The organism is Pseudomonas sp. NBRC 111138 (genome assembly GCF_001320835.1).
Lineage (GTDB): Bacteria > Pseudomonadota > Gammaproteobacteria > Pseudomonadales > Pseudomonadaceae > Aquipseudomonas > Aquipseudomonas paracarnis.
Window position 1 is genome coordinate 48,236 of the sequence record NZ_BCBO01000074.1, and the last position, 20,218, is coordinate 68,453.

The 20,218-nt window shown below is 61.0% G+C and carries 21 protein-coding genes and 1 pseudogene; 16 read left to right on the top strand and 6 right to left on the bottom strand.

What is annotated here, in order from left to right:
• Positions 1-41: 41 nt before the first annotated feature.
• The 4 genes from phaC (APH41_RS13585) (at position 42) to APH41_RS13600 (ending at position 5,154) form a co-directional block, all read left to right on the top strand.
• Positions 42-1,721 carry a class II poly(R)-hydroxyalkanoic acid synthase gene (phaC, locus tag APH41_RS13585; RefSeq protein WP_054896198.1) on the top strand — a complete coding sequence of 560 codons (1,680 nt, stop codon included), beginning with the start codon at positions 42-44 and terminating at the stop codon, positions 1,719-1,721.
• 165 nt (positions 1,722-1,886) lie between these two features.
• The gene (phaZ, locus tag APH41_RS13590; protein WP_019820034.1) at positions 1,887-2,732 is read left to right on the top strand and encodes a poly(3-hydroxyalkanoate) depolymerase; all 846 of its coding nucleotides are present in this window, start codon (positions 1,887-1,889) and stop codon (positions 2,730-2,732) included.
• Positions 2,733-2,822: 90 nt separating this feature from the next.
• On the top strand, positions 2,823-4,505 hold the full coding sequence (gene phaC, locus APH41_RS13595; protein WP_054919459.1) for a class II poly(R)-hydroxyalkanoic acid synthase: 1,683 nt from the start codon (positions 2,823-2,825) through the stop codon (positions 4,503-4,505).
• Positions 4,506-4,533: 28 nt separating this feature from the next.
• On the top strand, positions 4,534-5,154 hold the full coding sequence (locus APH41_RS13600) for a TetR/AcrR family transcriptional regulator (RefSeq protein WP_054919462.1): 621 nt from the start codon (positions 4,534-4,536) through the stop codon (positions 5,152-5,154).
• A 186-nt stretch (positions 5,155-5,340) separates the two neighbouring features.
• Here APH41_RS13600 and APH41_RS13605 read toward each other — a convergent pair whose 3' ends face one another.
• The 3 genes from APH41_RS13605 to APH41_RS13615 form a co-directional block, all read right to left on the bottom strand.
• Positions 5,341-6,300 carry a phasin family protein gene (locus APH41_RS13605; protein ID WP_054919464.1) on the bottom strand — a complete coding sequence of 320 codons (960 nt, stop codon included), beginning with the start codon at positions 6,298-6,300 and terminating at the stop codon, positions 5,341-5,343.
• Between the two features lie 12 nt (positions 6,301-6,312).
• Complete coding sequence (locus APH41_RS13610; RefSeq protein ID WP_034125563.1) at positions 6,313-6,735, bottom strand: phasin family protein; 423 nt, start codon at positions 6,733-6,735, stop codon at positions 6,313-6,315.
• A 104-nt stretch (positions 6,736-6,839) separates the two neighbouring features.
• Positions 6,840-7,115, bottom strand: coding sequence for a polyhydroxyalkanoic acid system family protein (locus tag APH41_RS13615; protein ID WP_034125562.1), 276 nt, complete (start codon positions 7,113-7,115; stop codon positions 6,840-6,842).
• 145 nt (positions 7,116-7,260) lie between these two features.
• Here APH41_RS13615 and ubiE point away from each other — a divergent pair, with 145 nt between their 5' ends.
• The 12 genes and pseudogenes from ubiE to APH41_RS13670 all read left to right on the top strand — a co-directional run bounded on the left by ubiE (position 7,261) and on the right by APH41_RS13670 (position 17,423).
• A complete protein-coding gene (ubiE, locus tag APH41_RS13620; RefSeq protein ID WP_003171186.1) occupies positions 7,261-8,031 on the top strand; it encodes a bifunctional demethylmenaquinone methyltransferase/2-methoxy-6-polyprenyl-1,4-benzoquinol methylase UbiE in 771 nt (256 codons plus the stop codon).
• A complete protein-coding gene (locus APH41_RS13625; protein WP_054919467.1) occupies positions 8,031-8,654 on the top strand; it encodes an SCP2 domain-containing protein in 624 nt (207 codons plus the stop codon). The genes ubiE and APH41_RS13625 overlap by 1 nt, the downstream gene beginning before the upstream one ends.
• A complete protein-coding gene (gene ubiB / locus APH41_RS13630) occupies positions 8,651-10,255 on the top strand; it encodes a ubiquinone biosynthesis regulatory protein kinase UbiB (RefSeq protein WP_054919469.1) in 1,605 nt (534 codons plus the stop codon). The genes APH41_RS13625 and ubiB overlap by 4 nt, the downstream gene beginning before the upstream one ends.
• 41 nt (positions 10,256-10,296) lie before the next feature.
• Positions 10,297-10,689, top strand: coding sequence for a phosphoribosyl-AMP cyclohydrolase (gene hisI, locus APH41_RS13635; protein WP_003187884.1), 393 nt, complete (start codon positions 10,297-10,299; stop codon positions 10,687-10,689).
• Between the two features lie 2 nt (positions 10,690-10,691).
• Complete coding sequence (locus APH41_RS13640; protein WP_003187881.1) at positions 10,692-11,024, top strand: phosphoribosyl-ATP diphosphatase; 333 nt, start codon at positions 10,692-10,694, stop codon at positions 11,022-11,024.
• Positions 11,025-11,050: 26 nt separating this feature from the next.
• A complete protein-coding gene (locus tag APH41_RS13645) occupies positions 11,051-11,329 on the top strand; it encodes a twin-arginine translocase TatA/TatE family subunit (RefSeq protein ID WP_003187877.1) in 279 nt (92 codons plus the stop codon).
• 10 nt (positions 11,330-11,339) lie between these two features.
• A complete protein-coding gene (tatB, locus tag APH41_RS13650; RefSeq protein ID WP_054897529.1) occupies positions 11,340-11,747 on the top strand; it encodes a Sec-independent protein translocase protein TatB in 408 nt (135 codons plus the stop codon).
• Positions 11,744-12,535, top strand: a complete 792-nt coding sequence (gene tatC / locus APH41_RS13655) for a twin-arginine translocase subunit TatC (protein ID WP_034125559.1) — start codon at positions 11,744-11,746, stop codon at positions 12,533-12,535. Before tatB ends, tatC begins: the two co-directional genes overlap by 4 nt.
• Positions 12,532-13,239, top strand: coding sequence for a 16S rRNA (uracil(1498)-N(3))-methyltransferase (locus APH41_RS13660; protein ID WP_054897530.1), 708 nt, complete (start codon positions 12,532-12,534; stop codon positions 13,237-13,239). Before tatC ends, APH41_RS13660 begins: the two co-directional genes overlap by 4 nt.
• A 224-nt stretch (positions 13,240-13,463) precedes the next feature.
• Positions 13,464-14,522, top strand: a pseudogene (locus tag APH41_RS29680) (methyl-accepting chemotaxis protein); the annotation flags it as partial.
• Between the two features lie 144 nt (positions 14,523-14,666).
• On the top strand, positions 14,667-15,380 hold the full coding sequence (locus APH41_RS29685) for a methyl-accepting chemotaxis protein (RefSeq protein WP_370712509.1): 714 nt from the start codon (positions 14,667-14,669) through the stop codon (positions 15,378-15,380).
• Between the two features lie 135 nt (positions 15,381-15,515).
• Positions 15,516-17,423: a methyl-accepting chemotaxis protein gene (locus tag APH41_RS13670; protein ID WP_054919474.1), complete on the top strand. Its 1,908-nt coding sequence runs from the start codon at positions 15,516-15,518 to the stop codon at positions 17,421-17,423.
• A gap of 109 nt (positions 17,424-17,532) precedes the next feature.
• On the opposite strand, the gene APH41_RS13675 is transcribed toward APH41_RS13670, so the two are convergent.
• From APH41_RS13675 to APH41_RS13685, 3 genes are all read right to left on the bottom strand, one after another.
• The gene (locus tag APH41_RS13675; protein ID WP_034125863.1) at positions 17,533-18,267 is read right to left on the bottom strand and encodes an amino acid ABC transporter ATP-binding protein; all 735 of its coding nucleotides are present in this window, start codon (positions 18,265-18,267) and stop codon (positions 17,533-17,535) included.
• Positions 18,260-19,219 carry an amino acid ABC transporter permease gene (locus tag APH41_RS13680; RefSeq protein WP_032893984.1) on the bottom strand — a complete coding sequence of 320 codons (960 nt, stop codon included), beginning with the start codon at positions 19,217-19,219 and terminating at the stop codon, positions 18,260-18,262. Before APH41_RS13680 ends, APH41_RS13675 begins: the two co-directional genes overlap by 8 nt.
• 130 nt (positions 19,220-19,349) lie before the next feature.
• Complete coding sequence (locus APH41_RS13685) at positions 19,350-20,147, bottom strand: transporter substrate-binding domain-containing protein (RefSeq protein ID WP_032901820.1); 798 nt, start codon at positions 20,145-20,147, stop codon at positions 19,350-19,352.
• Positions 20,148-20,218 lie beyond the last annotated feature (71 nt).

Sequence of the window (20,218 nt, forward strand, 5' to 3'; positions counted from 1 at the left end):
CAATCGCCGGTACTCGTCTTTCGGACAATGGAGCGTCGTAGATGAGTAACAAGAATAACGATGACTTGAAACGCCAGGCCTCGGAAAACACCCTGGGGTTGAACCCGATCATCGCGTTACGCAAAAAGGATTTATTGGCCTCGGCCAAGATGGTGCTGACCCAAGCCATCAAGCAACCGTTGCACAGCGTCAAGCACGTCGCCCACTTTGGCGTTGAATTGAAGAATGTGATGTTCGGCAAATCCGCGCTGGTGCCCGAGGGCGACGACCGTCGCTTCAACGACCCGGCCTGGAGCCAGAACCCGCTCTACAAACGTTATTTGCAGACTTACCTGGCGTGGCGCAAGGAGCTTCACGACTGGATCGACGACAGCAACCTGTCGGCACAAGACATCAGCCGCGGCCACTTCGTGATCAACCTGATGACCGAAGCCATGGCCCCCACCAACAGCGCGGCCAACCCGGCGGCGGTCAAACGCTTCTTTGAAACCGGCGGCAAAAGCCTGCTCGACGGCCTTTCCCACCTGGCCAAGGACATGGTGCACAACGGCGGTATGCCCAGCCAGGTCAACATGGGCGCCTTTGAAGTCGGCAAGACCCTGGGCACCAGCGAAGGCGCGGTGGTGTTTCGCAACGATGTGCTGGAGCTGATCCAGTACAAGCCCATTACCGAGCAGGTGCATGAGCGCCCGCTGCTGGTGGTGCCGCCGCAGATCAACAAATTCTACGTCTTCGACCTGTGCCCGGATAAAAGCCTGGCGCGCTTCTGCCTGCGCAATGGCCAGCAGACCTTTATCGTCAGTTGGCGCAACCCCACCAAGGCCCAACGCGAATGGGGCCTGTCGACTTATATCGAGGCGCTCAAGGAAGCAGTGGATGTGGTCACGGCGATTACGGGCAGCAAGGATGTGAATATGCTCGGTGCCTGCTCCGGCGGCATCACCTGCACCGCACTGTTGGGCCACTACGCGGCGCTGGGCGAGAAGAAAGTCAACGCCCTGACGCTGCTGGTGAGCGTGCTGGATACCACCCTGGACACCCAGGTGGCGCTGTTTGTCGACGAGCAGACTCTGGAAGCGGCCAAGCGCCATTCCTACCAGGCCGGCGTGCTGGAAGGCCGCGACATGGCCAAGGTATTTGCCTGGATGCGCCCCAACGATCTGATCTGGAACTATTGGGTCAACAACTACCTGCTGGGCAACGAGCCGCCGGTGTTCGACATCCTGTTCTGGAACAACGACACCACACGCTTGCCGGCCGCGTTCCATGGCGACCTGATCGAACTGTTCAAAAACAACCCACTGGTACGCGCCAACGCCCTGGAAGTGTGCGGCACGCCCATCGACCTCAAGCAGGTCACCGCCGATATCTACTCTCTGGCCGGTACCAACGACCACATCACGCCGTGGCAGTCCTGCTACAAATCAGCGCAGTTGTTCGGCGGCAAGGTCGAGTTTGTGCTGTCCAGCAGTGGGCATATCCAGAGCATCCTCAACCCGCCGGGCAACCCCAAGGCACGCTACCAGACCAGTGAGGGCCTGGCCGGAAGTGCGTTGGAGTGGCAGGAGAATGCGACCAAGCACACCGATTCGTGGTGGCTGCACTGGCAGGTGTGGCAGGCGGAGCGGGCGGGAAAACTGAAAAAAGCCCCGACGACATTAGGCAATAAAACCTATGCAGCCGCTGAAGCGGCGCCGGGTACCTATGTACATGAACGCTAGGCATTCTTGTGATTGAAATGAGATCAGATGTGGGAGCTGGCTTGCCTGCGATAGCGATGGGCCTGCTCACTAATCGCGGCCTGAAAGAATGCCATCGCAGGCAAGTCAGCTCCCACACTGACCGAGTTCCTACAGACCAATAGCACCACTTCACAGGGCTTGAGCATGGCGCAACCGTTCATCTTCCGCACCATCGACCTGGATGGCCAGACCATCCGCACGGCGGTACGCCCGGGCAAGCCGCACTTGACCCCGCTGCTGATCTTCAACGGCATCGGCGCCAACCTTGAGCTGGTGTTTCCGTTCGTCCAGGCCCTGGACCCGGACCTGGAAGTGATCGCCTTCGACGTGCCCGGCGTGGGCGGCTCCTCGACGCCGAACCGACCCTATCGCTTCCCCGGTCTGGCCAAACTCACCGCGCGTATGCTCGATTACCTCGACTATGGCCAAGTGAACGCCGTGGGCGTGTCCTGGGGCGGAGCGCTGGCCCAGCAATTTGCGTATGACTACCCCGAGCGCTGCAAGAAATTGATCCTCGCGGCCACCGCGGCCGGGGCCTTCATGGTGCCGGGCAAACCGAAGGTCTTGTGGCTGATGGCAAGCCCCAGGCGTTATATCCAGCCGTCCCACGTGGTGCGCATTGCACCGATGATTTATGGCGGTTCGTTCCGCCGTGATTCCAAACTGGCCGCCGAGCACGCCAGCAAAGTGCGCTCGGCCGGCAAGCTGGGCTACTACTGGCAACTGTTTGCCGGGCTGGGCTGGACCAGCATTCATTGGCTGCACAAGATCCGCCAGCCCACCCTGGTGCTGGCCGGGGACGATGACCCGCTGATCCCGCTGGTCAACATGCGCATGCTCGCCTGGCGCATCCCCAATGCACAGTTGCACATCATCGATGACGGCCACCTGTTCCTGATCACCCGGGCCGAAGCCGTGGCGCCGATCATCATGAAGTTTCTGGAGGAGGAGCGCCTGCGCGCCGTGATACATCCGCGACCGGCGGTGTGAAGGAACACACCACCGCGCAACTTGCCAGGAACCGACTATGGTTCTGGATTGGCGTGCCTGCTTGATGACTTGACGAAGGAGTGTTGGCTCATGCGAGAAAGACCCGTGACGAACCCGGCGCCCACCCCCGCTGCGTTCATCAACGCGCAAAATGCGATCACCGGCCTGCGCGGCCGGGACTTGCTGTCGACCCTGCGTACCGTCGCCGCGCACGGCCTGCGCAACCCGGTGCACGCTGCCCGCCACGCCCTGGCCCTGGGCGGCCAGCTGGGCCGCGTGCTGCTGGGTGAGACCGTGCACGAACCCAACCCCAGGGACCATCGCTTCAGCGACCCCACCTGGAAGCTCAACCCGCTGTACCGGCGCAGCCTGCAAGCCTATCTGAGCTGGCAAAAACAGACACGGCAGTGGATCGACGACAGCACCCTCAGTGACGATGATCGCGCCCGCGCGCAGTTTGCCTTCGCCCTGCTCAACGATGCTGTCTCCCCTTCCAACACCCTGCTCAACCCGCTGGCGATCAAGGAGCTGCTCAACTCCGGCGGCAACAGCGTGGTGCGCGGCGTGAGCAACTTGTTCGAAGACCTGCTGCACAACAACGGTTTGCCGCGCCAGGTCAGCAAGCACGCCTTTGAAGTGGGCAAGACCGTGGCGACCACGCCCGGTTCGGTGGTGTTTCGCAACGAACTGCTGGAGCTGATCCAGTACAAGCCCATGAGCGAAAAACAATACGCCAAGCCGCTGCTGGTAGTGCCGCCGCAAATCAACAAGTACTACATCTTCGACCTGAGCCCGGCCAACAGCTTTGTGCAATACGCACTGAAAAACGGCCTGCAGACCTTTATGGTCAGCTGGCGCAACCCGGACGTGCGGCATCGCGAATGGGGCCTGTCCACCTACGTGGCGGCGCTGGAAGAAGCGCTCAACGTATGCCGGGCCATCACTGGCGCCCGCGAGGTCAACCTGATGGGCGCCTGCGCCGGCGGCCTGACCATCGCCGCCCTGCAAGGCCACCTGCAAGCCAAGCGCCAGTTGCGGCGCATCTCCAGCGCCAGTTACCTGGTGAGCCTGCTGGACAGCCAGATCGACAGCCCCGCTACATTGTTCGCCGATGAACAGACCCTGGAAGCCGCCAAGCGCCGCTCCTACCAGCAAGGCGTGCTGGATGGCCGCGACATGGCCAAGATATTTGCCTGGATGCGCCCCAACGACCTGATCTGGAATTACTGGATCAATAATTACCTGCTGGGCAAGGAACCACCGGCGTTCGACATCCTGTACTGGAACAACGACAACACGCGTCTGCCCGCCGCCCTGCACGGCGACCTGCTGGACTTCTTCAAGCACAACCCCCTGAGCCATCCCGGTGGCCTGGAGGTATGCGGCACGCCCATCGACTTGCGCAAGGTCTCGGTGGACAGCTTCAGCGTGGCCGGCATCAATGACCACATTACGCCGTGGGACGCGGTGTACCGCTCCACGCAACTGCTGGGCGGCGAGCGACGCTTTGTGCTCTCCAACAGCGGGCATATCCAGAGCATCCTCAACCCACCGGGCAACCCCAAGGCCAACTATGTCGAGAACCTCAAGCTGAGCAGCGACCCACGGGCCTGGTATTACGACGCCCAGCACGTCGAAGGCAGTTGGTGGCCACAATGGCTGGAGTGGGTACAAAAACGCTCCGGCGTACAACGCGAAACCCTCACCGCCCTGGGCAACCAGAATTACCCACCGATGGAAGCGGCGCCGGGTACTTACGTGCGTGTGCGCTGAGCTCAGCAATCAACTTTAAGAAGACTGGATGAAGACTCGCGACCGTATCCTTGAATGCGCCCTGCAGTTGTTCAACCACAAGGGCGAACCGAACGTATCGACCATGGAGGTGGCCAATGAAATGGGGATCAGCCCCGGCAACCTCTACTATCACTTCCATGGCAAGGAGCCGTTGGTGCTGGGGCTGTTCGAGCGTTTTCAGTGTGAGCTGGCGCCACTGCTGGACCCTCCTGCGGATGCGCAACTGGAAGCTGAGGACTACTGGCTGTTTTTGCACCTGATTGTCGAGCGCATGGCCCACTATCGGTTCCTGTTCCAGGACTTGTCGAACCTGGCGGGGCGCTTGCCCAAGCTGGCCAAGGGGATCCGCCACTTGCTCACGGCGCTCAAGCGCACACTGGCGTCATTGCTCGCGCGCTTGAAGGCGGCGGGGCAACTGGTCAGTGATACCCAGGCGTTGGGGCAACTGGTGGAGCAGATCACCCTGACCTTGCTGTTTTCGTTGGATTACCAACGGATTCTAGACCGTGAAGGTGAGGTACGGGTGGTGGTGTACCAGATCATGATGCTGGTGGCGCCGCATCTGCTGCCAACGGCGCGGCAGGCGACCGAGCGGTTCGCCTTGAAGTACCTGGATGACACCGATTAAACATGTAGGAGCGAGCTTGCTCGCGAAAAACGTCAACGATAACGAGTCCCTCCTGAATAAACGCGGCGTCTTTGAGTTTTTCGCGAGCAAGCTCGCTCCTACAAAATGGGGAATGCGGCGTTTTTGAGGCTTGCATAAAAAACGCCCAATCTTCGCAGACCGGGCGTTTTATGTGTCCCGTAAAAATCAGGACTGACTGGATGGCGTCGGGGTAACCGGCGTTGCAGTCGGGGTAGCAGCCGCATGCGTCGGCGCGGACACCGAATTGGCGGTAGAAGCGGCCGGTGCTGGTGCCGTGGCTGGCTTGGCCGCCGCGGCAGGCTTTGCGGCTGCCGGTTTTTTCGCTACCGCAGGCTTTTTGGCCGCTGCAGGCTTGGCAGCTGGTTTCGCAGCGGCGGGCTTGGCAGCAGGTTTAGCGGCAGCGGTTTTAGCCGCAGGTTTGGCAGCCGGTTTAGCCGCAGGTTTGGCAGCCGGTTTAGCCGCAGGTTTCGCGGCGGCTTTAGCGGCCACTGGCTTAGCGGCAGGCTTGGTAGCCGGTTTGGCGGCAGCAGTTTTAGCCGCTGGCTTGGCCGCAGGTTTCGCCGCGGCTTTGGCCGGCGCTTTGGCAGCGGGTTTGGCAGCTGGCTTGGCGGCGGCTTTAACCAGAGGCTTGGCGGCAGTTTTGGCGGTGGGTTTTGCAGCGGCGGTTTTAGCCGCAGGTTTGGCCGCCGGTTTTGCTGCAGGCTTGGCCGCGGCGGTCTTGGCGGGAGCCGCTTTGGCGCCGGTGAGCTTTTCGATTTGCTTGGTCAAGGTATCAACCTTGCTATGCAGCGCCTTCAACTCAGCCTTGCTCGGTACGCCCAGTCGCGAAATAGCACTGTTGAGGCGCTTGTCGAACGTTTCTTCCAACTTGCCCCAAGTATCCGAAATACTCGATTTGGCGGAACCCGCACTCGCCTTGGCAGCGTCGACTTTTTTACCGACCGTGCTCTTGGTCAACTTCTCGGCCTTCTCGCCGTCTTTGACCAAGGTCTCGAAGAGTTTGCTGCCGTCACTGTCGATCTTCGAGTACACGCCTAAACCAGCGAGCCAGATTTTGCGGGAATATTCTTCAACTTTCCCGACCCACGAGCTGCCTTCTTTCTGAGTAGTCTTTTTAACAGCCATCCCGATGTCTCCTTAGTGTTTACGCGCGACACGTTCGAGCAATGCCGTCAGCTCTTCGAGCTTAGCAGAGAGTGTCTCCACGTCATGTTTAGACGCAATGCCGATCCGATTCAAGGCACTGCCGACACGAGTATCAAAAGCTTTTTCAACTTTATCCAGTTGAACTTCGACCAGGCCTTTGACGCCGGAGACGTTACTCTTTACTTGGTCAATCTGACTGTTGGCGGCATCAAGTTGTTCAACTACAACTTTTTTACCTTTACTTTCAACACGTTGACCGCTTCTAACGAGTTCTTTGAAGTACTCGCCGCCTTCGCTGCCGACCTTGGCATAGGCGCCAAGACCCGCCAGCCAGATCTTGCGGGCGTAGCTTTTAACCTCACTCAGGGGAGTGGTCTGAACGTCGATTTTTTTCTTCAAAATAACTTTGGCCATGGTGCACCTCACACAGAATTGGGTGGCGGACGGCCCGCAAGAGTTGAGGGCTTGGGCACAAAGTAAGGTTTAAAATTAGAATCGGCACCCTAAGCACAGCCGTATCAAGCCAGGGCCTTATCCAGGGCCTTTTCGATTTCGGACTTGATCGTGCCACTCATGGCCGACATCAGCAGGCCAAGTTCCACATCAATGCGCAGCGAATCATCGGCCACCAATACCGTGCCTTTAACCCCGGAGCGCTTGAGCTTCAGGGTGTCGCCAGCCCACGAAGACTCCACCCCATATTTATCCTCGAGTTTGCGCGCCAATTGCTCCGCCTTGGCCCGCGCCTGTTCTTTTCCCAGGGTATGTTCACGCTCAACGGTAATACGGGCCATTGCAATGACTCCTCTTTATAACGACTCAGAACACCCGCCATGCGGCAAAAGGTCTCGATGAGCGTCTATCTTACCTGCAGCCTTGCCAAGACAAAGCAGGCCTTGGGGATTATCATGTCCCGCATTCTCTTTTGGTGACAGCGATATGACTGATCAGCGCAAAGGCAGCGATGCCGAACCCACCACTCACTTCGGCTTCAAGAACGTCCCGGAAAGCCAAAAGGCGGAAAAAGTCGCTGAGGTGTTCCACTCCGTGGCAGCCAAGTACGACCTGATGAACGACGTGCTCTCCGGCGGCATGCACCGCCTGTGGAAGCGCTTCACCATCGAGTTGTCGGGCGTACGCACCGGCAACCGGGTGCTGGACATCGCCGGTGGCACAGGCGACCTGGCGGCCAAGTTCTCCAAGCTGGTTGGCCCCACCGGCCAGGTGGTATTGGCCGATATCAACGGCTCGATGCTCAAGGTTGGCCGCGACCGACTGCTCGACAAAGGCGTGGCCGGCAATATCGAGTTCGTCCAGGCCGATGCCGAGAAGCTGCCGTTCCCCGACAACCATTTCGACTGCGTGACCATCGCGTTCGGCCTGCGTAACGTGACTCACAAGGAAGACGCGATCCGCTCGATGCTGCGCGTACTCAAGCCGGGTGGCCGCCTGCTGGTGCTGGAATTCTCCAAGCCGACCAACGCGCTGATGTCCAAGGTCTACGACACCTATTCGTTCGCCTTCATGCCACTGATGGGCAAGCTGATCACCAACGACGCCGAGAGCTACCGCTACCTGGCCGAGTCGATCCGCATGCACCCGGACCAGGAAACCCTGAAGTCGATGATGGTGGAGGCCGGTTTCGACCGCGTGACCTACCACAACATGACGTCCGGCATCGTTGCCCTACACCGCGGCATCAAGCCCTGATGCTGCTGCAAGGTCTTCTCGCCAGCGTTGAGCACGGTATCAACCGTGTACTGCGCCTGGACAGCACCGCCCTGGCGCGGCTCGCGCACCTGACCGGCAAAGTCATTGCCGTTGATTGCCGCAGCCCCGCAGTGCAGCTGTTTATCCTGCCCAGCGATGAAGGCCTGCTGCTCGCCACCCAATGGGCCGCTGAAGCCGACTGCACCCTGCGTGCACCAGCCTCAAGCCTGTTGCACCTGGCACTGAGCCGCAACAAGACCGCCATCCTCCACAGCCCCGAGGTGGAGCTGGAAGGCGACAGTGCGGTGCTGATGGACTTGGCCGCCGTGCTGCAAGACCTGGAGCTGGACTGGGAATATGAACTGTCGCGCTGGATCGGCCCCGTCGCCACCCAGTTGATCAGCGGGCACCTGCGCAGCCGCTCGCGCTGGTACCAGCAAGGGTTCGCCAGCCTCAACCAGAACCTTGCCGAATACCTGAGCGAAGAATCGCGCACCCTGGTCGGGCAACGGGAAGCGCAAGCGCGCTTTCGCGAGCTCGACAAGGCCAAAATCGACCTGGAACGCCTCGAGGCCCGCTTCGAGCGCTTGAGCCGTTCCCTTGATCCAAGCGATAACGCATGAAGCTGCTCGCCGTCCGCCGTTTGTTTCGTATCCAGCGCGTCGTAATCCGCTACCGTCTCGATGACCTGCTGTTTGCCCTGCCCTTGCCGTGGTTCCTGCTGGCGGTGCGTTATGTGCTGCCGTGGCGCTGGTTGCCCCGCAAGCCGTCGCCGTTGAGCCGTGGCGCCAGCCTGCGCTTGGCGTTGCAGGATTTGGGGCCTATCTTCATCAAGTTCGGGCAGATCCTCTCCACCCGCCGCGACCTGTTGCCCGAAGACATCGCCGACGAGCTGATGCTGCTGCAGGACCGCGTGCCGCCGTTCGATTCGCAGCAGTCGATGGCGCTGATCGAAGAACAGCTGGGCCATAAGATCAGCGAGGTGTTCAGCCGCTTCGACGTCGAGCCCCTGGCCTCGGCGTCAGTGGCGCAAGTGCACGCCGCGCAGCTCAAGACCGGCGAAGAAGTGGTGGTGAAAGTCATTCGCCCAGGCCTCAAGCCGATCATCGGCCAGGACCTGGCATGGCTGTTTATCTTCGCCCGCGCCGCCGAACGCTTCTCCGCCGATGCGCGCCTGCTGCACCCGGTGGACGTGGTCGCCGACTACGAAAAAACCATCTACGACGAACTCGACCTGCTGCGCGAAGCGGCCAATGCCAGCCAATTGCGACGCAACTTCGAAGGCTCGCAACTGCTGTATGTGCCGCAGGTGTATTGGGACTGGTGCCGGCCAAAAGTGCTGGTGATGGAGCGCATCTACGGCGTGCAGGTCACCGACCTCGCGACCCTGGCCGACCAGCGCACCGACATGAAGATGTTGGCAGAACGCGGTGTGGAGATTTTCTTCACCCAAGTGTTCCGCGACAGTTTCTTCCACGCCGACATGCACCCGGGCAACATCTTCGTCAGCACCGTCAACCCGTGGAGCCCGCAGTACATCGCCATCGACTGCGGTATCGTCGGCAGCCTCACCCCGGAAGACCAGGATTACCTGGCGCGCAACCTGTTTGCCTTCTTCAAGCGCGACTATCGCCGTGTGGCGCAGTTGCACATTGATTCGGGTTGGGTGCCAGCGGAAACCAAACTCAACGAATTCGAAGCGGCGATCCGCACCGTGTGCGAGCCGATCTTCGAAAAACCGTTAAAGGATATTTCGTTCGGCCAAGTGCTGATGCGCCTGTTCCAGACCGCGCGGCGCTTCAATATGGAAGTGCAGCCGCAACTGGTGCTGTTGCAGAAGACCCTGCTGAACATCGAAGGCCTGGGCCGCCAGCTCTACCCGGACCTCGACTTGTGGAACACTGCGCAACCCTTCCTGGAACGCTGGATGCGCGAGCGCATGAGCCCGAAAACCATGCTGGGCAACCTGCACAGCCAGTTCGAGCAACTGCCGCACCTGGCCAACATGACCCGCGACCTGCTGGAGCGCATGTCCCAGCCCCATGCCAAGGACCCTGAGCCACCGTGGCGCAAGCGCAAGGACGACTGGTTCCTGCGCCTGCTCGGCGCCGCGCACCTGGTGGGCGGCGTGATGCTGGCGATTGGTGGGCCATTGAACCAACTAGGCCACTGGCCAGCGGGCATCATGGTCGCCGTGGGCGTTTATCTGATCGTGCGTCGATAGCCCATCCGGTTATACACTGTCGCAAATTGCCGGAGCCGAACATGAAAGACTGGCTGGATGAGATCAAGTGGGACAGTGACGGCCTGGTGCCGGCCATTGCCCAGGACTACAAGACCGGGCGCGTGCTGATGATGGCCTGGATGAACCGCGAGGCCCTGAGCCTCACCGCCGCCGAGCAGCGCGCCATCTACTGGTCACGTTCGCGTGGCAAACTGTGGCGCAAGGGCGAAGAGTCCGGGCACGTGCAGACCCTGCACGAGCTGCGCCTGGACTGCGATGCCGACGTGGTAATCCTCAAGGTCGAGCAGATCGGCGGCATTGCCTGCCACACTGGCCGCCACAGTTGCTTCTATCGCGTGTTCGAGAATGGCGAATGGAAGGTTGTGGAGCCGGTGCTCAAAGACCCGCACGCCATCTACCCAGCAGGACACTGAACATGAGCGATACCCTGAACCGTGTGGCCCAGGTGCTGGAAGACCGCAAAGGCGCGGATGCCGACAGCTCCTACGTCGCCAGCCTGTACCACAAGGGCCTGAACAAGATTCTGGAAAAACTCGGCGAAGAATCCGTCGAGACCATCATTGCGGCCAAGGACGCGCAAATCAGCGGTGATTACAGCGATGTAATCTATGAGACCGCAGACTTGTGGTTCCATAGCCTGGTGATGCTCGCCCAACTGGGGCAGCACCCACAGGCCGTGCTGGATGAACTGGACCGTCGCTTCGGCTTGTCCGGGCACGCCGAGAAGGCCTCGCGCCCGTCCGCCTGAATAACTGAGACTTGAGGATTTGAAGCATGGGCATTTTTGACTGGAAACACTGGATCGTCATTCTGGTGGTGGTGGTATTGGTGTTCGGCACCAAGAAGCTCAAGAACCTGGGCACCGATGTGGGCGAGTCGATCAAGGGCTTTCGCAAAGCCATGAACGATGATGAAAAGCCGGCCGAGCCAAGCGCCAACCCGGTGCCACCGGCCCAGCCTGTTCACCCGCAGGCCACCCAGCCGATCACCGAGCGCCGTACCTTCGACGTGCAGGCTGAAAAGGTCCAAGAGCCGACCCGCAAAGACTCGTGAGCACTGACTAATGTTTGGTATCAGCTTCTCTGAACTGCTGCTCGTCGGCCTGGTGGCCCTGCTGGTACTGGGGCCGGAACGCCTGCCCGGTGCCGCACGCACCGCCGGCTTGTGGATCGGGCGCCTCAAGCGCAGTTTCAACGCGATCAAACAGGAAGTTGAACGGGAAATCGGTGCCGACGAAATCCGTCGGCAATTGCACAACGAGCACATCCTCTCGTTGGAGCAGGAAGCCCGCAAGATTCTTTCCCCGGTGCAAGAGCCGGCCAAGCCGGTAACGCCGGTGGCCGAGCACAGCATCGCGCCAGCCCCTGTGGCCGACGCCACACCGGCAGCGCCCGCCCCACCGACGCCTGCGCCGACGCCCGTCGCGTCGCCCGCGCCCCATGACCCTACATTGCCGCCGCGAGCCCCATGAGCGCTGATAAACCGGAAAACGACCAGCACATGCCGCTGGTCTCGCACCTCACCGAGTTGCGAACCCGCCTGCTGCGTTGCGTGGCGGCGATCTTCATCATCTTTGCCGGGCTGTTCGCCTTTACCCAGCAGATCTACACCTTCGTCTCGACGCCTCTGCGCCAGTACCTGCCGGCCGGCGCGACGATGATCGCCACCGATGTATCGTCGCCGTTCCTGACCCCCTTGAAGCTGACCATGATGGTCTCGCTGTTCCTGGCGATCCCGGTGATCCTGCATCAGATCTGGGGCTTTATCGCGCCGGGCCTGTACAAGCACGAGAAGCGCATCGCTGTGCCATTGCTGGTGTCGAGCATCTTGCTCTTCTACACCGGCATGGCCTTCGCCTACTTCCTGGTGTTCCCGCTGATCTTCAAGTTCTTCGCTGCCGCCACCCCGGCCGGCGTGGAGATGATGACCGATATCACCAGCTACCTCGATTTCGTGATGACGCTGTTCTTCGCCTTTGGCGTGGCATTCGAAATTCCGGTAGCGGTAGTGTTGCTGGTGTGGATCGGCGTGGTCGACGTCAAGTACCTGAAAAAGATCCGCCCGTACGTGATCATCGGCTGCTTCGTGGTCGGCATGATCCTCACGCCACCGGACATCTTCTCCCAGACCTTGCTGGCCGTGCCGATGTGGATGCTGTTCGAGGTGGGCATCCTGTTCAGCGGCCTGATCAGCAAGCGTGGCGAACACCCGGATGACGCGCCTGCCGACGACGACCAACCGCCAGCGACCCAGCCGTGAACCTGCTGCTGCTCGAAGAGGCCGACTTTATCGCGGCCGACCGCGTAGTGCTGCGTGATCGTCGCCTGGTGCATATGCAGGAGGTTCACCGCGCCGCCGTCGGTGACACCCTGCGTGTGGGCCGCATTGGCGGGCTGATGGGCAATGCCCAACTGCTGCGCCTGGAAGCCACTGAAGCCGAACTGCAAGTGAGCTTCGACCAACCGCCACCGAGCAAACTACCCCTGACCTTGCTGCTGGCCCTGCCCCGCCCGAAGATGCTGCGCCGGGTGCTGCAAACCGTGGCGGCCATGGGCGTGCCCAAGGTGGTACTGGTCAACAGCTACCGCGTGGAAAAAAGCTTCTGGCAAACCCCGTTCCTGGAGCCGGAAGCGGTGCGCGAGCAACTGATTCTCGGCCTGGAACAAGCGCGGGACACGGTGCTGCCCGAGATCATTATCGAGAAACGCTTCAAGCCGTTTGTGGAAGATCGTCTGCCGGCCATGGCGGCTGGCACCTTGGGCCTGATCGGCCATCCGGGCGATTACCCGGCCTGCCCCCGAGCCCTCGAGGAACCGGTGACCCTCGCGATCGGCCCGGAAGGCGGCTGGATTCCCTATGAAGTGGACCTGCTGGCCAAGGCTGGTTTACAGCCGGTGCAACTGGGTGCACGTATTTTACGCGTCGAAACCGCCGTAACGGCCCTGCTCGCCCGCCTGTTCTAACCCCCCGTCTGATCGTTCCCATGCTCTGCGTGGGAATGCCGCTCAGGACGCTCTGCGTCCGCCCTTGTGACGCAGAGCGTCACGCCATTCATTCCCACGCAGAGCGTGGGAACGATCACCAGAGCGTGGGAACGATCACCAGAGCGTGGGAACGATCAAGTATCCCCGTGCGTTGCCGATAGCCTTTGAATAAGTCCAAGCCTTGTTCCAGGGGAGTTCGCAGCATGTATCGTTGGTTAGCCGAGAAGTTGGGGAATGTAAGCGTCAACCGCAAGCTGAGCGTGGGCTTTGGCCTGGTGTTGCTCCTGACGCTGTTGATCACCTTTACCGGCTGGACCGGCCTGGGGGATGTGATCAGTCGCGGCGACAAGCTGGGCTTCATTTCCAGCCTCAATGGCCTGACCAAAGACCTGCGCCTGGCACGCCTGGACTTCGATATGCGCCGTGGCGAGCAAGGCACGGACAAGGTCGACGGCCTGCTCGCCCACCTCGACAGCAGCCTGAAGACCGCCGCCGAGCTGATCGAGCAACCTGACGACAAAGCCCTGGTCGAGCAACAGCAGGAAGCCTTGAACCAATACAAAAAGGCCTTCGCCGCCATGGTCCAGGCGGGCCTCAAACGTGAGGGCGCCCGCAGCAAGCTCGGAGACACCGCCGACAATGCCGTCGCCAAGATCAACGAAATCGAAAAAGCCCTGCTGCAAGGTGACAGCGTCGCCCAGTTCAACAGCGTGGTCGAGCAGAGCAAGCTGATCCAGCAATCGCGCTTCCAGGTACGCGGCTACACCTACAGCGGCAAGGTCGAAGCCGAGCAACCGGCCCTGGATGCCATCGACAACGCCCTGAAAAAAATCACCGAACTGCAAGGCCAGTTGCCTGCGCAATACCAGGCCAACCTGCAAGAAGCCGGGGCTTCACTGCAAGCCTACCGCGCCGCCGTCAGCCAGTATCGCGATTCCCAGGTCGCCAGCGCAGCAGCGCTGAAAACCATGATCGCCCAAGGCGACATCCTGTTGGGCCACAGTGAAAAACTCACCGTCTCCCAGACCGCCGTGCGTGACGCAGATGCCGCGCAGGCCAAATACCTGTTGCTGCTTGCCACCGTACTGGCGCTGATCGTCGGCGTCTTCGCGGCCTGGGCCATCACCCGCCAGATCGTCATCCCGCTGAACCAGACCCTCGAAGTCGCCGAGCGTGTTGCCTCCGGCGATCTGAGCCACAACCTGGAATCGGGCCGCCAGGACGAACTGGGTCAATTGCAGCGTGCCATGCAAAGCATGACCGTGGGCCTGCGCGAGTTGATCGGCGGGATCAGCGACGGGGTCACCCAGATCGCCAGCGCCGCTGAGCAGTTGTCAGCCGTGACCGAACAAACCAGCGCCGGGGTCAACAGCCAGAAAGTCGAGACCGACCAGGTGGCCACCGCCATGAACGAAATGGCGGCCACCGTGCAGGAAGTGGCGCGCAATGCCGAAGAGGCCTCGGAAGCCGCCGTGGCTGCCGACCAGCAAGCCCGTGAAGGCGACCAGGTGGTGGGTGAAGCCATCGCCCAGATCGAGCGCCTGGCCACCGAAGTGGGTAATTCCACGGTGGCCATGGGTGAACTCAAGCGCGAAAGCGACAAGATCGGCAGTGTGCTCGACGTGATCAAATCCGTGGCCCAGCAAACCAACCTGCTGGCCCTTAACGCCGCCATTGAGGCGGCGCGTGCCGGTGAGGCCGGGCGCGGCTTTGCCGTGGTGGCCGACGAGGTGCGCAGCCTGGCCCAGCGCACGCAGAAGTCCACTGAAGAGATCGAAGAGCTGATCGTCGGCCTGCAAAGTGGTACCCAGCAGGTGGCAACCATCATGGACAACAGCCGCGGGCTGACCGAGAGCAGTGTTGAGCTGACGCGCCGGGCCGGCCACGCGCTGGGCAATATCACCCGTACCGTCTCGACCATCCAGGCCATGAACTCACAGATCGCCACCGCCGCCGAGCAGCAAAGCGCCGTGGCTGAAGAGATCAACCGCAGCGTGCTGAATGTGCGCGACATCTCCGAGCAAACCTCGTCGGCCAGCGAAGAAACTGCGTCCTCCAGTGCCGAACTGGCGCGCCTGGGGATCTACCTGCAGACCCTCGTCGGGCGCTTCCGAGTCTGAATTACCCTACACGGCGGCTTACCAAAGCCGCCGCAACTTGTGAAATCTCCTACACAGTTATCAGCCCTCCACGGTCCCGAATCGAATTAGCGTTTCATGTGTCGCGAAACGCTTTCTCTGATTCGGAGGTTCACCATGTTTCTTCGGCTGACCCGCATGCTGGTCAATGCCAGCGTCCGCCTCAAGCTAGCCCTGGGTTTTGGCCAAGTGCTGATCCTCAGTTTCCTGATCGCAGCCACCGGCTGGCAAGCCTTGAGCGCCGTGCTTTACCGATCCGACAGCCTGACGGTCCTGGGCCATCTGGCTGTCGAAGCCGAGGCCATGCGCGCCGACCGCATCGTGTACCGCACGCTGATGGACAGCAACAGCCTGGACAAGATGAACCAAAGGATTGAACAGATCGACCAGTATCTGACCGGCCTTTCGAGCCGCTTGCGAGCCGCCACCGACCGACAATGGCTGGAAGAAGCGGCTCTGTTGGTGTCGGGCTCGAAAGCCGCGCTCGTACAGTTGCCACCGTTGCTGGCCGCGCGCGAGCAGATCCGTCCAGCGCTCAAGAAGTCCGCCCTGCAGGCCAGTGACACCCTCGCTCAACTGGCCAGTGACTTGCCCGATCAAAATGACGAGAAGGCCCTCGACGCCATCGAGAACCTGCGCCAGGCCATGGAGCAAGCCGAAGATCGAGCGCAGAGCCCCGCCTGGGCGGCCGTTACCTTAAAGGCCTACGCCGATGCGTTCGACCAGTCGCTTGATGAACTGCAGGCCGCGCTGGCTTCCGTCACCGCGCTCCCGGTGGACTCGACGCTGCTCAAGACCGATTTGGCCAACTACCGTGAACAACTGCTAAAGCTCGAGCAAGCCCAGCTCGATACCGAAACCGTGCAAAACAGCCTCGAACAGCAACTCAACGAGCTGCGGGACAAGAGCAATCTGCTGAGCCAGAGCCAGAATGCCAGGCGCAACAACGAGGCGGACCAAACCCGTGCGTTGCTGATCAGCGTGACAGTGGCCGCCCTGGCACTGGGCACGCTGGCCGCCTGGTGGATCGCCCGGCAGATTGCGGCGCCACTGCGAGAAATTCTCGGCGCCGCCCACCGTGTTGCCGAGGGCGACCTCAGCCATGACATGGCGGTCGACCGTCACGACGAACTCGGCCAGTTGCAGCAAAGCATCGGGCAAATGACCCGCAGCCTGCGTAGCCTGATCAGTAATATCGGTGACAGTGCCCGGCAGATCGCCGGAGCGGCCACGCAGTTATCCACCGTCACCGAGCAGACCCGCAGCGGGCTCAACGAGCAGAAAGATGAAACCGACCAGGTGGCGACGGCAATGAATGAAATGCTCGCCACTGCCCAGGAAGTGGCGCGCCACGCCGAACGCGCCTCGGTGGCGGCCCAAGAAGCCGACCATCAGGCCGGCGCCGGTGAGCAGGTGGTCACCCAGGCCGTGGAGCAGATTGGCAACCTGGCCAGTGAAATGGCGCTGTCAGGCCGTGCGATGCTCGAGCTGCAACAGGAGAGCCAGAAGATCGCCAGTGTGCTGGACGTGATCAAGTCTGTTTCTCAGCAGACCAACCTGCTGGCCCTGAACGCCGCCATTGAAGCGGCACGTGCGGGCACTGCCGGCCAAGGCTTTGCGGTGGTCGCCGACGAAGTGCGCAGCCTGGCCCAACGCACTCAGGAATCGGCCGAGGAGATCGAAGGGCTGATCCTCGGCCTGCATAACGGCACCCAGCAGGTGGCGGATATCATGGACAGCAGCCGCAACCTGACCGACAACAGCGTCGCCCTGACCCGCGACGCCGGCGACGCTCTGAGCGCCATTGCCCGCACGGTGTCGATCATCCAGGAAATGAACCCGCAGATCGCCGCCGCAGCGGAACAGCAAAGCGCTGTGGCCGAGGAGATCAACCGCAGTGTGTTGAAGGTGCGGGACGTGTCGGAACAAACCGCCGCCGCCAGCGAGGAAACGGCGGCCGCGAGTGTTCAGTTGACAAGGTTGAGCCTGGACTTGCAGACGCTGGTCGACAAATTCAAGCTTTGACCTGTGGCGAGGGAGCTTGCTCCCGCTGGGCTGCGCAGCGGCCCCAAAATCTTGGGAGCGCTTCGCACTCCAGCGCGAGCAAGCTCGCTCGCCACAGAGGCAAATATTTCTACAGGACTTGGCGCAGGAAGGCCTGGGCACGCGGGTCTTTTGGCGCATTGAAGAACTCGGCCGGGGCGGCGTCTTCCAGCAGTTTGCCGTGATCGAAAAACAACACCCGGTCTGCCACTTCCCGGGCAAAGCCCATCTCGTGGGTGACGCACACCATGGTCATGCCTTCCAGGGCCAGGGTCTTCATCACGTCGAGCACTTCACCGACCATTTCCGGGTCGAGGGCCGAGGTGGGCTCGTCAAACAGCATCACCTTGGGCTCCATAGCCAGGGCTCGGGCAATGGCGACTCGCTGCTGCTGGCCGCCAGACAGGCGCGATGGAAACTCATGGGCCTTCTGCGCAATACCGACCTTTTCCAACAGCGCCAGGGCCTTGGCCTCGCGCTCTTGCTTGCCGCGCTTGCGCACGACCTTTTGCGCCAGGCACAGGTTTTCCAGCACGGTCATGTGGGGGAACAGGTTGAAGTGCTGGAACACCATGCCGACTTCACGGCGGTAGGCATTCACGTCGGTCTTAGGGTCGGCCAGTTGCAGGCCGTCGATGCTCACCGAACCCGAATCGAACGCCTCCAACCCATTCAGGCAGCGCAAGAAGGTGGACTTGCCGGAACCCGAAGGTCCGATCACCACCAGCACCTCGCCCTTGGCCACTTGGGTGGTGACGTGATCCACCGCGCGCACCAGTTGCCCACGGGTATCGAAGACTTTTACCAGATCGCGTACTTCAATCACTTTGGGCAAGCCTCCGCTCAAGCCGGCTGGCCATCTTCGACAGCGGCAGGTTGATCAGCAGGTACAAGCCCGCCACACAAAACAGGATTTCAAACGGCGAGAACGAGGTGGTGATCACTTCGCGGCCGCTCTTGAGCAACTCGGTAATCGCGATCACCGACACCAGAGACGTATCCTTGACCAGGCTGATAAATTGCCCGGCCAGGGGCGGCAGCACACGCTTGAAGGCCTGCGGCAGTACCACGTGGCGCATCGACTGGCTGGCGCTCAAGCCCAGGGAACGCGCCGCTTCATCCTGGCCACGGGTGATGGACTGCACGCCGGCGCGCACGATTTCTGCCACGTAGGCACCCGTGAACAACGACAGTGCGGCAATCCCGGCAAACTCCCGGGACAGGTTGAGCACCGTGCCGATAAAGAAATAGAAAATGAAGATCTGCACCAGCAGCGGCGTGCCCCGCACCAGCTCGACATAGATTGTCGACAGATCGCGCAAGGTGGGATTTTTCGACAGCCTGCACAGCCCGGTCGCCAAGCCAATCGCCAAACCCAGGATGCCGGACACCACCGACAGCCACAGCGTGGTCCACAAGCCCCACATCAATGGTCCCAATGCCCATTGCCGGGTCACGCCGACCACATCGCCTTCAGCCACATCGTCGCCGCGCGCCACTTGCAGGCTGTTATCGGCGACTGTGAGCTTTTGCTCGACTCCGGCGTCGTTGCGCAGGGTGACTTCGGCCGTATCGCCTTTGCGCACCAACTCGACCACGGTGGAAATATCCGCGGCGCGCTGGGAGGTCTCGGCTTGATAGGCGAAGTATTGGGGGACGCGATTCCAGCGCCATTCGTAAGACATCAACGACGTAGCGTAGTACAAGGCACCCGCCAGGCCGACCAGCACGACCACCGTCAGCAGGTGCCAGGGCCATTGGGCTTTTTTCTGTTTCATTTCACTTTCCGCATAGGTGTCGCCTGATAGGCCGCCATCGCGGGCAAGCCCGCCCCCACAGGTTGATGTGTGAATACAGTCAAATGTGGGAGCTGGCTTGCCTGCGATACAGGCAACTCGGTGTCAGGCCTTATTCCATGTCCTTGAGCCACTCGGAGCTCTTGAACCACTTGTCATGGATGCGATCGTAGGTGCCGTCGTTACGGATCTGGTGCAGGAAGTTGTTGATGAAGTTGATGCTGTCGTAATCGCCTTTCTTCAAACCGAACGCCAGGGGCTCAAAGGTGAAGGGTTCTTCCAGAAACACCAGTTTGCCGTTACCGACTTTCTTCTCGGCCACCACGTTGTACGGTGCGTCGTAGACGAACGCGTCAGCCTTGCCGTTGACCACGTCGAGCACGCCTTCCTGCTCGTTGTCGTAGCCGTGGTACTTGGCCTTGGAGATCAGCTTCTTGGCGACCATCTCACCGGTGGTGCCGAGCTTGGAGGTCAGGCGGTATTTCTCGTCGTTCAGGTCTTTGTAGGACTTGATGGTGCCTTCCAGCTCCTTGCGGATCAGCAACGTCTGGCCGACCACGATGAAGGGTTCGCTGAAATTCAGGCGCAGGTTGCGTTCCTGGGTCAGGGTCATGCCGCTGCCGATCATATCGAACTTGCCGGTCAGGAAGGCCGGGATGATGCCGTCGTAACCGGTGGACACCAGCTCCAGCTTGACGCCCATGGACTTGGCCATAGCCTTGAGGATGTCGACTTCGAAACCGATGATTTCACCGCGCTTGTCGGTCATTTCGAACGGCATGTAGGTGGGGTCCATGCCAACTTTCAACGTGCCGCGCTTGACCGCCTCATCAATGGCGCCGGCCTGGGCCGCAGTGGCAGCGACCAGCGCGGTGACGCCGAGCATCAGCATCGAAAGATACTTTTTCATCATCAAGACCCCTGAACGATTCTTATAAGGTTGGCGCACAAGAGGGCTGCGCCATTTCGGGGTGCGATCCT